The sequence below is a fragment of the Exiguobacterium sp. s152 genome (assembly GCF_018618335.1).
Taxonomy (GTDB): domain Bacteria; phylum Bacillota; class Bacilli; order Exiguobacteriales; family Exiguobacteriaceae; genus Exiguobacterium; species Exiguobacterium chiriqhucha.
This window is the reverse complement of sequence record NZ_JACSLX010000003.1, coordinates 1-14,968: the sequence shown is the minus strand read 5'-3', so window position 1 is coordinate 14,968 and position 14,968 is coordinate 1. Positions and strand designations below refer to the sequence as shown.

The window sequence follows — 14,968 nt, the reverse complement described above, 5'->3', positions numbered from 1 at the left end:
TAAACGGCTTGAGACCTGTATTCGACAGGGCTCAAGCCGTTTAGTCGTTTCTAGAGTAGACCATGGTTGTAGAACGATATGTAGGTCTCGATGGCCGACGTGAGTTCGCTATAGACCTGGAACTCACGCAAGTAGTACATCTCGACTTTCAAAGTGCCCCAAAAACTCTCGATCGGGGCGTTGTCGAGACAACGACCAACTCAGGACATGTTGCCGATTAGTCCTGCGTCTTTCACCATACGTTTGAACCCTCTCGAGGTATATTGGAGCCCTCGGTCACTATGGATCATCGGACGCGCTCCTGGACGGAGCCCCGCGATGGCTGGCATCATCGTCTGGAAGACGATCCCGTTGTTGTTGGACCTTCCGATACGATAGGCGACGATCGATCCGTCGTACAGGTCGATGATCGCGCTCAGATACGCCTTCTTCCCGGTACCATATTTGAACTCGGTGACGTCGGTGCACCATTTCTCGTCCGGCCGAGACGCACCGAATTCTCGGTTCATCAGGTTCTCGGCCACATGCTGTGGCATCGACTTCTTATGTCTCTTCCGCTTCCCGCGGATGATCGATTGGATCCCATGGATATGCATCAGGCGATAGACTTGCTTTTCATTGAACGTGGACAGACCTTGTTGCCTGCGTAGCCGATTGATTGTCATCGTGACCCGACGGTAGCCGTATGTACGGTTCGCCTGGTCATAGAGTAGACGAATGTCCTCCAGGAGCTTCTCGTTCTCTTCTTGACGCACCGATACGGTGCGGTTCAACCATTTGTAATAGGCCGCACGTGAGATGCCAGCTGGGAAACCTGGGTCTATCAAGGATTGGCGGTTCTAATAGTGGGTTGCCCGTGTGCCTTAGTCATTTCGACGCCGATTTCGATTGTTTCCGCCATCGGTAATGCTGCCAAAAAAGGGGTCTTGATTAAAGGCGGCGTATACCTGGAAGAAATGGGCGCGCTGAAAGCTATTGCATTTGACAAAACCGGTACCCTGACCAAAGGTGTACCTGTCGTCACAGACTTTAAAATCACGAACAAGCAGGTAAACGAGAGAGAACTGCTTTCTATCGTGACGGCATTGGAATATCGTTCTCAGCATCCGTTGGCCTCTGCCATCATGAAAAAAGCGGACGAGGAAAACATACCTTACACCTCTATCAGAGTTGAGGACTTCTCTTCCATCACAGGAAAAGGCATTAAAGGAACGATAGACGGCACCACCTACTTTATCGGAAGCCCGCTTCTCTTTAACGAGCTAGGTGTTGAAAGTATTGATAATAATCTGGACCAAACCGTAACGGCTCTGCAACAGCAAGGTAAGACTTCGATGATTATCGGAACGAAACAAAGCATATTGGCGGTTATCGCCGTAGCCGACGAAGTCCGGGAATCCAGCAAAGAAATCATCCGGAAACTACATGATATGGGTATTAAAAAGACAATTATGCTGACGGGTGACAACAAAGGGACAGGCAAAGCTATCGGCCAGCAAGTTGGCGTCAACGAAATCCAGGCAGAATTGATGCCAGAGGATAAATTAAATGTCATTAAACGCTTGCGAGCTGAGTACGACAATGTCGCGATGGTCGGGGACGGCGTAAATGACGCTCCGGCACTCGCTGCCTCTACTGTTGGAATTGCCATGGGTGGTGCTGGAACGGATACCGCTTTGGAAACAGCAGATGTCGCCCTGATGGGCGACGATTTGAGCAAACTACCGTTTACGATAAAATTGAGCCGAAAATCCCTAAATATTATCAAAGTGAACATCGCGTTCGCTATCAGTATCAAAGCGATTGCATTACTCTTGGTCATCCCAGGCTGGCTCACCCTATGGATAGCTATTATGTCCGATATGGGGGCAACTCTTCTGGTAGCACTGAACAGTTTAAGACTGATGAATGTCAAAGAATAAAAAAACAAAAATATTCATTTTTATATCCTCGAATTTGTACTGGGTATGATAAAAATAAATGATCTCTGTTTTTTAAGACGGCTTTAAGATGACTTCGGTATTGTTCCCGAGTCATCTTTTTAGGTTTCATTGTCAGCTTTTTTATCATCAGACAGTTTTAATCGAGGCCGAACCTTATTCATTGACCGGAATATTCTCCGAAGTATGGAAAGAAAATCCGGTCGATAGGTCTACTAAACTATGACAATTAAATCTAAATATTTGAACGTTCGTTTTGGAATCATTCATTCATTCGAATACATCCTATTTTAAGAGACGAAATTTCGATAGTGTTCAAAAAAAAAACGAATGAGGGGGTTTCTAAATATACCCTCATTCGATATTCAGTTTCCTTGCACGTAGAAAAGTATTTATTGGTATCAGACGGTATGAAGTATAGAATTTTTACTCATATGTCGAACCTCAGTGTGGATTTGGTGCAAGGATGACTTATTTCTTTAGTTGTGTTTTTTTGATTCTAACTCTATTGTAGAATGTTTAATATCTAGTTTTGAAGTCACTTCTTTGACTTTTTGTTTAACAATAGTTGAATCCTTTAGATTCATCTCTTCTACTATTAAGTGTAAATTCATGGCGTTATCTTCGCCATCAATTGACCAGACATATAGGTTTTGAACAGAAATCACTTCTTCAATACCTTCAATCTTTTGCTTCACCTCATCGATGTCAATACCATCAGGGACAGCACCTAAAAGTATTTTCATTGTTTTAACTAAATTACGAAACACATTCACTAATATAAACAACGCAATAGCAATTGATAGGATGGGGTCAAGTATATGTATATCCTTGAAGAGTAAAACTATCCCTACTACAAGAACGGCAATCCAACCTAAAACATCTTCTAAAAGGTGCCAAGATAGTACTCCCTCATTTACTGATTTTCCTTTGTGTAGACGGAATGCCGCAAAACCATTTAAAAGCACACCAAAAATTGCAAACCAAATCATTCCTTGTGCATTAGAATGCTCCGGTTCAAACAGTAGAGGAATTGCTTGAGTAAAAATATATACAGATCCAATTATTAATATTGTCGCATTTATTAATGCTCCTAAAAGGGAAAAACGATTATATCCAAAAGTGAAGTTATGATCGGGTTTTTTGTTCGAAAATTTTTGTAAGAACCAGGACAGGCCCAATGCAAGAGCATCACCTAAATCGTGAATGGCGTCCGACATGATTGCAACACTATTAATCAAAAATCCCCCGATAAATTCACCAATCGAGAAAACAAGATTAATTATAAATGCTAGTTTGATATTTTTTGATGCCTTATCAGTACTCGCCATTGTTCGATCTCTCCTCACTTGGTAGTCCATCCTTAAAAAGGTTAGTTGTTAGAATAATACTGGTCTCTAGCGTTCTGCAATATAATAAATTTCTTTGCCTATTGATTGTAAACAACGCATACTTGAGAACTTAAGCGCAGTTCTTAATATTTTAATAAACAATCGAAGGACGTAATTTTTGAAAGCGAAATTAAATACATGTATCTAATTTGTTAGAACCATTTAGGCACTAATTTTATATATAAGACTTCTCCGAACAATTCGGTAACGGTCTGTAAAATGATCACTACAGCTACTTGTGTTGATAGGGGCTCTGGTAATATAGATGCTAATGGAAGAACTACAAGTGAATTCCTTGTTCCCATACTAAATGTAATTGCTCTTCTTGAAGCAATATCTAGTTTGAACAACTTACCAAGGGACTTTGACACCCATGGTATGATAAGTAGAAATAAAATATAAACTGGTATTACATCTATTAATGTCCCGAGGTCACTATACACTTCCCTAATTTGAGAGGCAACTACCACAAAAAGTACAAAAGACATAAATGGAACGGGAATCCATGGCGGCATTTTCATGATACGATTACCTAAAGAACTCTTTTTAGAACACAATTGTGTCATTATCGCTAATAGAAGCGGTATAAAAATCAAAAATAGAAATGCATCTAGAAATGGACCCATCCTAACGATACTAATAGCCTTTTCTCCTAATAATACGAATAAATATATGGGTAAGAGTATCGTCTGTAAAATTAAAAGAATCGGTGTTACTTTTAACAATATTGATTCGTTTCCCTTTCCCATCTTTGTAAAAACAATCACATAGTCGATGCACGGTGTTAACAACACCAAATACACCCCCAGCATTAGTGATGAATCTTGAAGAAATATGATAACCAAAACCTAAACTATTAAAGGAACGGCAACAAAATTTCCTAATAAAAGAGCTACCACAAACCTCATGTTTGTAGCAGATCCATTCGATTTCAGAAACGGAATTTGAACGAACATCCCATACATCAAAACTCCTAAAAGGGGAGAAATAAAAATATCGAGATATACAGCTTCTGTATTCAATAGACCAAAGATTACTGCCAACATCAAAAAAATGATGTATATACTGACTTGGTGGGCTTCCACCTTCTCTAGCACTTGAATTCCGAATTTGCTTTCCTTCTCTATCAAAATCACCCCCAAAATTTTCAGGAAATTTCAGAATGAAATAGATAACTCCACGATTTTAATTGCCAGGGCAAGAGGTTTTATATTTTTTCTTCTAGTATTTTTATTTATCCAACAGTAAAAATACCGACTGAAAGTAAATATAATTAAGGCTCATTATTTACACTTCCGAATATAGTTAGTATCTTGAATATATATCAGTCAAAAAATAAAGTGATAACCATTAAAAAAATAATTATTTTAGCCTAAAGCCACATCTAAAATCATCATGATTGTAAAGCCAAACATTAAACAAACAGAAGCCAAGTCCTTGTTTCCATTTTCTTGAGATCCTGGGACTACCTCCTCCACTACAACAAAAATCATTGCTCCTGCAGCAAAGCTTAGCGCAAACGGAAGTAAAGGCTCCATTATGAGTACTGCTACTACTCCTACCAACGCCGCGAACGGTTCAACCATACCAGATAACTGGCCATAGAAAAAACTTTTACGACGAGATAATCCATCTCGTCTCAATGGCATTGACACAGCAGCACCCTCAGGGAAATTTTGTATGCCGATTCCGATTGCCAGCGCGATAGCTCCCGTGATTGATGATGAAGGGAATCCTGCTGCAACTGCTCCAAATGCAACGCCTATGGCAAGTCCCTCTGGAATATTATGCAATGTTATTGCTAACACCAGTAACGTGCTCCGCTTTCTCTTCTTAGGGTTTATACCCTCAGCCTCATCCATCGGTGAAGTGGGATGCAGATGTGGAATCACTTTATCAACACCTGATAAAAAGAATCCTCCAAGTAAGAAACCGATTGCAGCTGGTAACCACGCCGGAAGAGAATCTTGTTCCGCCATCTCAATTGCAGGTGAGAGTAATGACCAAAAACTAGCGGCAATCATTACTCCTCCAGCAAAACCGAGCATCCCATCCATTAGCTTTTGATTCATTGATTTTGTCATAAACACTAACGCGGCACCAAGCGCCGTCATCCCCCAAGTGAATAAAGTACCCAGCAATGCTTGAGTAAGGGGTTCTAACGAAGAAATATATTCAATCATCTATCAAAACTCCGTTGCCAAAAATCGAGTTTCTATACATGCTCAAAATTAAGTAACTATTATCCAAAATCAGCATTGCTGTCTCCTCCTCTTGATTGTCAATCCTACTCAACAGGTGATTTTTTTAATGTTGATGTACTACTTCCCCTACCTTCAGTTTGCAAAGCAATTCATCGCTGTGAGGATGAGAAAGAGTTTCGAATTGAATCGTAGAGTGTTGAACGTTCAGATGTGCTAAATCGTGTTCAATTTCTTGAAGTAGATTCTCACTGTCATAGATTTGTAAATTACCATCAACGACAACATGACATGAGAGTGCATTCATTCCACTTGTGATACTCCAAAGATGAAAGTCGTGTATACTCCGTACCCCCTCCTTGTTGTGAATGACTTGAAGAACCTTTTCGACATCAACGTTTTGTGGTGCACCTTCCATTAATACGTTCAATCCGGATTTCGTCACGAAATAACCACTTCGTAAAACAAGTCCCGCTACAATGATTCCTGCGAGCGGATCTGCCCAGTTCCATCCAAATGCCATGATAAGAAGCGCTGCCAGTATTGCACCGACTGAACCCAACGTATCGCTTACAACATGTAGATAAGCACCTCGCATATTCAAATTATGTTCTACGTCTGCACCTCTTAACATAATCCATCCAACAAGAAGGTTTATAGCAAGGCCAATACTGCTAACAATTAACATTCCTACGGATGCGACCTCAGGTGGTTGAATAAATCGATTGATGGCCTCATAAAAGATATATATGGAAATCAGTATGAGTGTGACCCCGTTTAAAACAGCTGCTAGAATCTCGAAGCGTCTATATCCGAACGTTTTACGATTGTTCGCTATTTGTTCACCTAATTTAAAGGCAAGTAATGCAATAGCGAGCGAAGCCGCATCACTAAGCATGTGACCTGCGTCCGCTAAAAGTGCTAAGCTATTTGTAAGGTACCCTCCAATCGCCTCTACAACCATGTATGCCGAAATAATAAAGAATGAAATGATCAAAATCTTTTTGTTAGAGGTATGAGAATGATCATGTGCATGATTATGTGCCATAAGATTAACTCTCCTTACTATATTTAGTGGTGTTTCGCATGCTCAATCGCCTGTCTTAGTAAGTTCATGACATGGTGATCATCTTCTGAATAAAATAGAGTAGTTCCTTCTCTTCTAAACTTGACAAGTCGAAGATTTTTTAAAAAACGTAGCTGATGAGACACGTTTGATTGACTTAAGTTAAGAAGATCAGCTATTCCGTTGACCGAATGTTCCTTTGTGCATAGCAGGGTTAATATTTTAATTCTTGTCGGGTCACTAAGTGCCTTGAACGTCTGAGATACAATAAATAGAGTCTCATCGTCAATCTGCGCCCCTATTTCTATTTCATTTTCTGTAGTATCTTCAATCGGTTCATCCATAAGTCAGTACCTCCGCTCATGATAACTATACATGTTCATATGTTCATATATAACTTATTAGACTTTTGCTGTGCCGTCAACACTTAATTTAAAAAACATTTATTCTATCAGCTCTACATACTTGAAGATTTGAGATACTTTCTCTGGTTTTGCGATTATTTCTTATTTTTAGCCATACAAAAACTACCTATTAGAGAGCTAGTTAGATCTCATACTCGATAGGTAGTCACGCTTTTTCAAAAAATCAATATAGTACACTAACGTTTTAAGAAAACGTCAATTGAATTATTTACTGGGTATTGTCTAATCTATTTTCCAACTTCAAAAAGCTTTTCATGTTTTTCTAAATCAAAGCTGTTTTTTAGTAAGCATACCAATTTGATACAATTAGTTCTTCATTTTTCAAATCCAAATCAAAAACTACTGTTTGGTACTGATTCGTCCAAGAATGACTGTAATCAGAAAAAAGGCGGTCAACGCTAAAAACGGAATTGTGATAAAACCCATCCAGTCAATGTACTGTGCATTACAGGAAACTCCTTGTTCACATGGTCTGACTTCCGAAAAGCCGGGCACCTTTTGTACAAGATAGTGGTAAAAAGAGATACAGAATCCGATTATTGATAAAGGGAGAACATAAAATTTGATTGAGCTATCTTCTCTGAAAACTGCAATTGCAAGAATCAAAGCTATTGGGTACATAAAGATACGTTGAATCCAACAGAGTTCACAAGGTATAAAACCACGAATTTCGCTAAAATATAGACTTCCAAGTACTGCAGTAATTGAAACAACCCAGGCGAGGTACAGTCCATATCGGTTTATTACTGAAGCGCTCATTGGGTTAGCTCCTTTTCAATTTGTTTTTTTATAGAGGTATAGTCGAATGGATTTTCAAGGATGACCCCATTAACTGCAATCGTCGGGGTCAGTGTAACATTGTATTTTTCTACGAGCGCCGCATCCATTTTAACTGATTCTAATCTAGAAGAACGACTTGATAGGTCTTCTCTAAATTTATTTAAATCTAGAGAAGGGACAGTCTTCGTCGCAATCTCTTCCATTTTCTCCACCGTAACCCATGGATTATCGTGTATTTGCACGTCAGGTTGAGCTTCATAAATAGCTTTGTGAAATTGCCAAAATGATTCTGGGTGATTTTTGTAAACAGATTCTGATGCAAGGGCAGCTAAAGTGGACTCATCTCCGTGAAACAAAACATTAATGTAACTAAAGGAAGCTTTCCCACTTTCAATGTAATCTTTTACAAGTTGAGGATAGATTGTTTCACCCCACTCTTTACACGAAGGGCATTTATAGTCTCCGAATTCTACAATTGATATCGGCGCTTCCTTTTTACCTATTGTAGGTTGATTATTAACTGATATCTTTTCATCTTGAACAATTTTAGTCTTTGATTTTTCGGAACTTTGATCATTTAAAAATAAAAAAGCTAAGACTGCAATTACTAATACGGATGTAAAAATAGTCAATAGTTGATTAGTTTTCAAAACAATTCACCTCTTTTATAAATTCGTTATTTCTTTTATCAGAATTATAGCTAAAAATACTAGAGTATCCTTAGTTTTTCAACATTGAATCCATGGACTTCTAAAAACGAAATCTATGAGTCAAACAAGTTACATTCTAACACATTCATGCAACTAAACTTTTATGCAGATGAAAGGAGGGCCAATTTATTTCTTAAAATACGTCTATTCCCCTTAATAATAGTGCATTTTAAAACAGGGCAAGAAAACTTTTAACTGTAGATAGACGAAAGCCAATAATCGTTGCATAGAATGACTAATATTTAAAGGATAAGTACCATACAGATAGTAAAAAACCATTCATGGGTCTTTACAACCAAAAAAACTACATATGAGGAGTCTATTATGAAGTCTAAACATAAATTTCGAATAAGCTTAGTAATTTCCTTGGCTTTATTAACTTCTTTTTTCTATCCCTTTAAGCTTTTAACTAGTGTTAACGTCCTAAACGTCGTACATGCAGAGGAATCTCTATTCATAACAACTGAAAATTTGAATTTGCGTTCCTCGTTCTCTTCAAAAAGCAAAGTCCTTTTGACGATTCCAAAAGGAAAAACCATTAAGAAGATAGGTGTATATGGAGAAGATAAATCCTGGTTTAAAGTTTCATTTAATTCAAAAATCGGTTATGTCTCAACGAAGTACGTGACGCCAAAACCTATACCTAAAAATTCAGTCAGTTCAATAAACACAATATATAAAACTAAAACTTCACTAAATCTGCGTAAGGGCCCATCTGTCAAATCACCCGTTTTAATGACTATCCCAAAGTCCAGCCCACTAATGTACCATGCTGCCTCAGGCCCTTGGTATAAAGTATCATACAATGGGACTCAAGGCTATGTGGCAAGTCAGTATGTAACCATATCGCCCTCGGCTATGAAGTCACGAAGTAAGCAAACGACCGAGATTCGCTCAAGCATGTCTTTAGTGAACTCAAAGGTCCTTATTACGATTCCAGCATCTACTGAAGTGACTGTACTAGGAAAATCGGGCACAACGGGTTCTTGGTTAAAAGTTATGTATAACGGTATTACAGGATTCACACCTGCTCGACATTATATAGTGCAAGTGGCACCGGGGGATTCTTTATCCACTTATCCAACATATATTACTATCGAAAATCTTAATTTACGTAACCAAGCGAGTCGTTACGGATCTATTTTGACAACAATTCCCTCAGGCACTTCGATTTCTGTCATATCGAAAAGCGCCAGTTGGTACAAGGTGCGATATAACAATCAAGTCGGTTACGTATCATCTGGTTTTGTGCAACCATTTACCGGAAAAACTCCTATAAAATCACCGGTGATTCCAGCTAACAAACACGTGATTTTAATTGACGCTGGACACGGTGGGGGAGATGCTGGTGCAGTGACTTCAAACGGTACAGTTCAAGAAAAAGTACTCACCCTAAACATTGCTAATCGTGTGGCCGACGAACTAAAGAAAAACTATGAGCTTTATGAAGTGAAACTAACGCGCTCAAATGATAGATACTTGTCACTTGTTGAGCGGACCAATCTATCAGAAAGGCTTGATGCTGACGCTTTCATAAGCGTCCACATTAATTCTTCACCTTCTTTCGCTACAGGTCATGAAGCACTCGTCCCTACTTCTAGCGCGTACACCACAAATCCATATGCGAACGCTAGCCGCAGATTAGGTGAAGTAATTAATCAAGAAATCGCCATGAACGTTCCAGATTTTAAAAATCGAGGCGTTAAGCGACAAGATGTCTATGTGGTAGGAAGAAACACGGTACCTTCTACTCTCATCGAATATGGCTTTATTGCTAACTCAGTAGATCGCTCCTATATGTCGGGAAGTAACATGATCAAAGCAACCGCCAAAGGAATTGATAAATTTATGAAGAGTTACTACTAAATAAACACCAAACAAATACTAACAAACGATTTGACCACTGAATTTGAGACAAAATGTCCTAAATTCAGTGGTCATCATTCATTTCCTCATCAAAATGGCATTATAAGTATTTCTCTTGATATACTCGAATGACAATAAACTCAAAAGAACAACTGACATAGAAATGAAAAGAAATAGAAATATAGATGGTGAAGTAATATTGATACAATGATTCCGGTTCGAGTTTTAATCATGATACGAATACTTTTATCCAGCAACGCATTTTTTATAATAGAGATAAGTTACGGAGGCAACAACATTGTTTACCATGAAAAAAATTATAGCTTCAACTTTACTTGGTGTTATGTTAGTTCAAAGCGCATCCCCTTCTTACGCTTTAAACTTGACTGAAAAACAAAAAAATATCCAGCAGAAGCAAGCGCAAAATTCTACAGAGCAACGTAAAGCTAATACGTCAATTCAGCAGCGTGAACAAGATATCACACTCGAAGAACAGAAACTGAATGACTTGGAATCCGAGTTACAGGATATTATCAATGAGGTCACCCAGAAGAAGGCTGAAATTCGGACAACCCAAAAGAAAATTGCTCAGATTCAAACTCAAATTAAAGAATTCCAGAAAAAAATGAGCTCTCAAAAGACATTGATGGAAGAACGCATGGTCACGATGCAAAAAAACGGTGGTTCTTCTATAAACTGGGCTGAATTTATTTTTGGTTCAAAAGACTTTGGTGATCTGGTTTCACGCATGATCACCGCAGGGACGATTCAAGAAAATGATCAAGAACTTTTCAAAGAATATCAATCAACAAAAAATAAGCTTCAAATTGCTAAAGCTGAATTGGACACTGAAAAAGATAAGCTTATTAGTCAAAAAGAAGAGCTAGAGAATAGTCAGAAAAAATTGAACGGCAAAATTAAAGTGCGGGCTGCTCAAATAAAAAAATTAGAGGCCGAAAAAATCCAGTTCACATCTAAATTGGTAAGCTTGCAACAAATGGAATCGACGCTTCAAGAACAAGAAAAATCAATTCAAGCAGAGATTGAAGCCCAAAGGCTTGAAGAACAAGCTAAAATTCGTACCAAAGAGGCTGCGCGTAAAGCTGCAGAAGCAAAAAGTGCCGAAAAAAATGAAATCAGCGAGAATAAAGCCTCTCTCGAAAAATCACCAAACTCTGAGAAAGTGGTAAACACTTCAAAGACTACGGATTCACTCGCTTCTCCAACAAGTGGCGGAGTTTTTCAACGTCCAACCTCAGGTATCGTAACCCAAGGATGGGGTCCAGCAGGCGGGGCCAATGGCTACAGCTTCCATAATGCACTAGATACAGCTGGACCAGTAGGAACTCCTATTATGGCTGCTCAAACAGGAACTGTAACTCGAGCAGGCTGGGGTGGACCTTATGGAAATCATGTCATCATTACGCATGTCATAGGCGGTCAAGTTTGGACTACCCTTTATGCTCACATGAGCTCATTGTCCGTTTCCGCCGGACAACGTGTGACCCGAGGACAGAACATCGGTGCGATGGGGAGTACCGGAAATTCGACCGGTTCTCATTTACACTTTGAAGTCCATCGAGGAAACTATTCGTACTCAGCTACAAGTGCAGGGAATACAGTCAACCCATCCCAATTTTTCTGAATTTCAGAGGCGAAATTGTTTAACACTATATAATTACTTCAGTAAATCACTTAATATTTAGACCACAGAATATTAGATGCCCCGTAAAAGTTGGACCTGATAATCTAATTTTTATGGGGCGATTTTTATGTCCGAAAGCTTTTAAAGTCTCGGTGACCAAACGCTAACTGACTCGCAAGAAAAACTTCAGAAAGTTAGGATGAGCTTTCGTTCGTGCCCCCACCCCCCTACGAGTGCCTGGGGAATACAATCTCAGGTGCGACATACACATTCACTATGTAGATATTAAAAACGATATGGATGGGTAGACAATCTTTAATCGATTCAATCTTGAAGTACAGACTCTTCTCTCCTTTGATGACCTTCAACTGGCAATATACGTCGAGACGAACCTTAGGTTACTAAGGCCGTGTCTAACGGTCGATGATAAATTTACGGATATGAAGGTCCAAATTCAAACCTAGGTTGTCGAAGTCACCAGATGATCTATTTCATGATCCAACTTTTTGGATTAAGTTCAATTAATATCTTTTGAACTTAATATATAAAATTGAACTTAATATATAAAATGTACATTTCTTTATTTTTTATATAGAAAAGTAAACCAATCGAGCATACGACGCTCTATAAAGTCTTGAACCTTAAAAGTGACATGGGGTCTATGCTCGATAGCTAATAAGATTGCATGATCAGGTCACTTTTAATGTAATAATCAATACATCACATTTTCGTGTATGTTAATATTAAATCGTTTAAAGGAGAGAAAAAAGATGGCAAGGTTTTTTTCACTGTTGATTGTTTTGTTAGTATTATCTGGTTGTGGAAGTACAGTAAGCAATAATGGACCTGAAGTGATTCCAGAATTAATTGATGTACAATTTAAAACAGATCCTGAAATAGTAAAAGCAAACGAAGTTATTGAACTTATAGCAACTGTTTCTCAAGGAAACGAGAAAGTAGACGATGCGGATAAAGTTGAATTCGAGATATGGAAAGAAGGCCAAGAGGAAAGCCAACACGAAAAAATTGAAGCCAATTATCAACAAGACGGACTGTATGTAATTTCTTATATTTTTGAAGAGCCCGGTAAATACTTTATATATTCACATACGACAGCAAGAAGCTATCATTCTATGCCCAAAAACGAAATATTAGTAAAATAATAAATTTTAATTATTACAATTAATAATATAGACGAGCTAATCCATGATGAAAAAACTCGTTTTTATTGAATCGCGCGACAACATCAACCTTGTGATATATGCTCGAAAAATACCAATTTTATGATATATCCTTTCCGCTCCAATGTCTGATACGTCCATTCCGTCGCTCCACCTTGGAAACTACCATCAGTTGTATGCTTATATGTAGGAATATAAACGCGAGTCAAATAGAGTCACATTGCTCAAACGCATCCTCAAAAACTCGAAGGATGCGTTTTTTGTCCTGCTGAGTATTGCGGATACAGAGAGCCACTAGTGCGGACGACTGAGCGAGTCAATATGAAGAAAAAGGCCATCGACTCATCGATGGCCAAGATCTTAGCTTATCCCTAGCCCGTGGTGTTCCCTCATTGAGGTTTCGCCATCGACCAGGATTTTATAGGAGTCGTGTACGATCCTGTCGAGAATTGCGTCCGCGATTTGGGCCTGTCCTAGATTCGAATGCCACTCCGCGTGGCGTTAGACGCGCCCACGCTCTTGCTTTTGACGTTGCCCTTACGCTCCGTGCCTCCCGTTAGAAAGGGCCAGGAACATAGAGATGCGGCGGTGAGCCAGCAGCTCTTGTTATCGGGCCGTCAGGGGGGCAGCGGTGCGATGAGCGACTTCGCCATAAGGCGTTAGACGCTCACGCATGAGCCCGGATTACCATTCCTTCTCCCATGCCCCGTCTTCAGACACGCCCCAATCCTCGAAGCGATACTTGATGAGCCACTGGACATGCATCACCTCATATTCGAATACACCCTTGGAGAGCTCTGAGACCACAAAACTGACGTCTCCCTTCCCCACCACCCATGTCCCATATAGATATACGATCTTAATCGGACGCTCTTCTGCATCCAGATAGATCACCACCCGGAAGTAAGGCGAGTTCCGTCCGTCATCAAACCGGACGACCTTCTCGACGCAATGTTCCTTGTCGACAACACGCATCCACTCGGGATGTTCCATCAGTTCCGAGAACACGGTCCGGACGAACGGATCCAATCCATCGAACGCATAGTCATCAAGTATCCGCTCGTCCATCACGTCTCCCCCCTTCTGGTCCTCTCTAAAACGATTCCCCGTCCAGAGCCAGTTCAGTCCTTGTTCATGAACCTACAGAAATGAAGACTTTAAAAAATGTATACATGTATACGCGTATACAAATCTACATGTATACATGTATACAAATATTTTTGTTCTTATGTACGACGATTCCGTCGAATCATATTGGTATTGAAAAAGACGGTGAGGTGGGTCAAGCGTTCTCCTTCCTTCACATCACAAAGAAGATCCATGCTCACAAGTTTTAAGTCGTCAAAATCTTCTTGGAGCCGGTCCGGAAGGCGTCGAAGCAATACCTCCGTCATCTCGTCCATCGTCTGTTGATCTAGTTGGTAGCTGTCCATCTGAATCATCCTCTCCTGTTGATAGCCTCATGATACCTCGCATCCACGCAATCAACATCTCGGCTTATTTCACGTAAGCCCTGGTGTTGTTTCAAACAAGCCCTAGGGCTTGTTTAGAAATCATGGTCATTTTCAATAAACAAACTATGTTGTCACTTCTACCATTTCATCAAACAATCTTCTTATGAGACAGACCAAAACAACGTCCAATTTTCACACACGAACCATCTCGTTTTCGTTATTGTGTAATGCAAAATAGGAGTGCAGAAGTGTGCAACGGAAACGTACACAACTCTGCACTCCTATTTTAGAAAAGAAAAAGGACTTGCC

Annotated in this window: 11 protein-coding genes and 4 pseudogenes; 4 read left to right on the top strand and 11 right to left on the bottom strand. The window is 39.5% G+C overall.

What is annotated here, in order from left to right; genetic code table 11:
- Positions 1–50: 50 nt before the first annotated feature.
- Positions 51–806 (bottom strand): annotated as a pseudogene (locus KNP72_RS06840) (IS3 family transposase); the annotation flags it as partial.
- Here KNP72_RS06840 and KNP72_RS06835 point away from each other — a divergent pair.
- A pseudogene (locus KNP72_RS06835) lies at positions 798–1,922 on the top strand (heavy metal translocating P-type ATPase); the annotation flags it as partial. The pseudogenes KNP72_RS06840 and KNP72_RS06835 overlap by 9 nt on opposite strands.
- Before the next feature lie 497 nt (positions 1,923–2,419).
- On the opposite strand, the gene KNP72_RS06830 reads toward KNP72_RS06835, so the two are convergent.
- The 7 genes and pseudogenes from KNP72_RS06830 to KNP72_RS06800 all read right to left on the bottom strand — a co-directional run bounded on the left by KNP72_RS06830 (position 2,420) and on the right by KNP72_RS06800 (position 8,453).
- A complete protein-coding gene (locus KNP72_RS06830) occupies positions 2,420–3,271 on the bottom strand; it encodes a cation diffusion facilitator family transporter (protein ID WP_029336174.1) in 852 nt (283 codons plus the stop codon).
- Positions 3,272–3,483: 212 nt separating this feature from the next.
- A pseudogene (locus tag KNP72_RS06825) lies at positions 3,484–4,377 on the bottom strand (arsenic resistance protein).
- A gap of 321 nt (positions 4,378–4,698) precedes the next feature.
- Positions 4,699–5,514: a ZIP family metal transporter gene (locus KNP72_RS06820; RefSeq protein WP_029336175.1), complete on the bottom strand. Its 816-nt coding sequence runs from the start codon at positions 5,512–5,514 to the stop codon at positions 4,699–4,701.
- Between the two features lie 124 nt (positions 5,515–5,638).
- Complete coding sequence (locus KNP72_RS06815) at positions 5,639–6,580, bottom strand: cation diffusion facilitator family transporter (RefSeq protein ID WP_029336176.1); 942 nt, start codon at positions 6,578–6,580, stop codon at positions 5,639–5,641.
- Positions 6,581–6,603: 23 nt separating this feature from the next.
- Positions 6,604–6,942, bottom strand: coding sequence for an ArsR/SmtB family transcription factor (locus KNP72_RS06810; protein WP_029336177.1), 339 nt, complete (start codon positions 6,940–6,942; stop codon positions 6,604–6,606).
- Between the two features lie 420 nt (positions 6,943–7,362).
- Complete coding sequence (locus tag KNP72_RS06805) at positions 7,363–7,782, bottom strand: disulfide oxidoreductase (RefSeq protein WP_029336179.1); 420 nt, start codon at positions 7,780–7,782, stop codon at positions 7,363–7,365.
- Positions 7,779–8,453, bottom strand: coding sequence for a thioredoxin domain-containing protein (locus tag KNP72_RS06800; protein ID WP_029595508.1), 675 nt, complete (start codon positions 8,451–8,453; stop codon positions 7,779–7,781). Before KNP72_RS06800 ends, KNP72_RS06805 begins: the two co-directional genes overlap by 4 nt.
- A gap of 384 nt (positions 8,454–8,837) precedes the next feature.
- On the opposite strand from KNP72_RS06800, the gene KNP72_RS06795 reads away from it, so the two are divergent.
- The 3 genes from KNP72_RS06795 (at position 8,838) to KNP72_RS06785 (ending at position 13,187) form a co-directional block, all read left to right on the top strand.
- Entirely contained in the window at positions 8,838–10,379 is a 1,542-nt protein-coding gene (locus KNP72_RS06795) for an N-acetylmuramoyl-L-alanine amidase (protein ID WP_081828362.1), read from the top strand.
- Between the two features lie 307 nt (positions 10,380–10,686).
- Positions 10,687–12,024 (top strand): murein hydrolase activator EnvC family protein, encoded by a 1,338-nt coding sequence (locus KNP72_RS06790; protein ID WP_029336183.1) that lies wholly within the window; start codon positions 10,687–10,689, stop codon positions 12,022–12,024.
- A 770-nt stretch (positions 12,025–12,794) separates the two neighbouring features.
- A complete protein-coding gene (locus KNP72_RS06785) occupies positions 12,795–13,187 on the top strand; it encodes a FixH family protein (protein ID WP_029336184.1) in 393 nt (130 codons plus the stop codon).
- Between the two features lie 378 nt (positions 13,188–13,565).
- Here the strand turns inward: KNP72_RS06785 and KNP72_RS06780 are convergent.
- From KNP72_RS06780 to KNP72_RS06770, 3 genes and pseudogenes are all read right to left on the bottom strand, one after another.
- Positions 13,566–13,694, bottom strand: a pseudogene (locus KNP72_RS06780) (ATP-binding protein); the annotation flags it as partial.
- A gap of 195 nt (positions 13,695–13,889) precedes the next feature.
- Positions 13,890–14,273 (bottom strand): hypothetical protein, encoded by a 384-nt coding sequence (locus tag KNP72_RS06775; RefSeq protein ID WP_214719580.1) that lies wholly within the window; start codon positions 14,271–14,273, stop codon positions 13,890–13,892.
- Between the two features lie 158 nt (positions 14,274–14,431).
- Positions 14,432–14,638, bottom strand: a complete 207-nt coding sequence (locus KNP72_RS06770) for a hypothetical protein (protein WP_029596469.1) — start codon at positions 14,636–14,638, stop codon at positions 14,432–14,434.
- Positions 14,639–14,968: the final 330 nt, after the last annotated feature.

Excerpts from the sequence above, each read along its gene's own strand:
- KNP72_RS06830 (WP_029336174.1), bottom strand. The coding sequence starts at position 3,271 with ATGGCGAGTACTGATAAGGCATCAAAAAATATCAAACTAGCATTTATA.
- KNP72_RS06820 (WP_029336175.1), bottom strand. The coding sequence starts at position 5,514 with ATGATTGAATATATTTCTTCGTTAGAACCCCTTACTCAAGCATTGCTG.
- KNP72_RS06815 (WP_029336176.1), bottom strand. The coding sequence starts at position 6,580 with ATGGCACATAATCATGCACATGATCATTCTCATACCTCTAACAAAAAG.
- KNP72_RS06810 (WP_029336177.1), bottom strand. The coding sequence starts at position 6,942 with ATGGATGAACCGATTGAAGATACTACAGAAAATGAAATAGAAATAGGG.
- KNP72_RS06805 (WP_029336179.1), bottom strand. The coding sequence starts at position 7,782 with ATGAGCGCTTCAGTAATAAACCGATATGGACTGTACCTCGCCTGGGTT.
- KNP72_RS06795 (WP_081828362.1), top strand. The coding sequence starts at position 8,838 with ATGAAGTCTAAACATAAATTTCGAATAAGCTTAGTAATTTCCTTGGCT.
- KNP72_RS06790 (WP_029336183.1), top strand. The coding sequence starts at position 10,687 with ATGAAAAAAATTATAGCTTCAACTTTACTTGGTGTTATGTTAGTTCAA.
- KNP72_RS06785 (WP_029336184.1), top strand. The coding sequence starts at position 12,795 with ATGGCAAGGTTTTTTTCACTGTTGATTGTTTTGTTAGTATTATCTGGT.
- KNP72_RS06775 (WP_214719580.1), bottom strand. The coding sequence starts at position 14,273 with ATGGACGAGCGGATACTTGATGACTATGCGTTCGATGGATTGGATCCG.
- KNP72_RS06770 (WP_029596469.1), bottom strand. The coding sequence starts at position 14,638 with ATGGACAGCTACCAACTAGATCAACAGACGATGGACGAGATGACGGAG.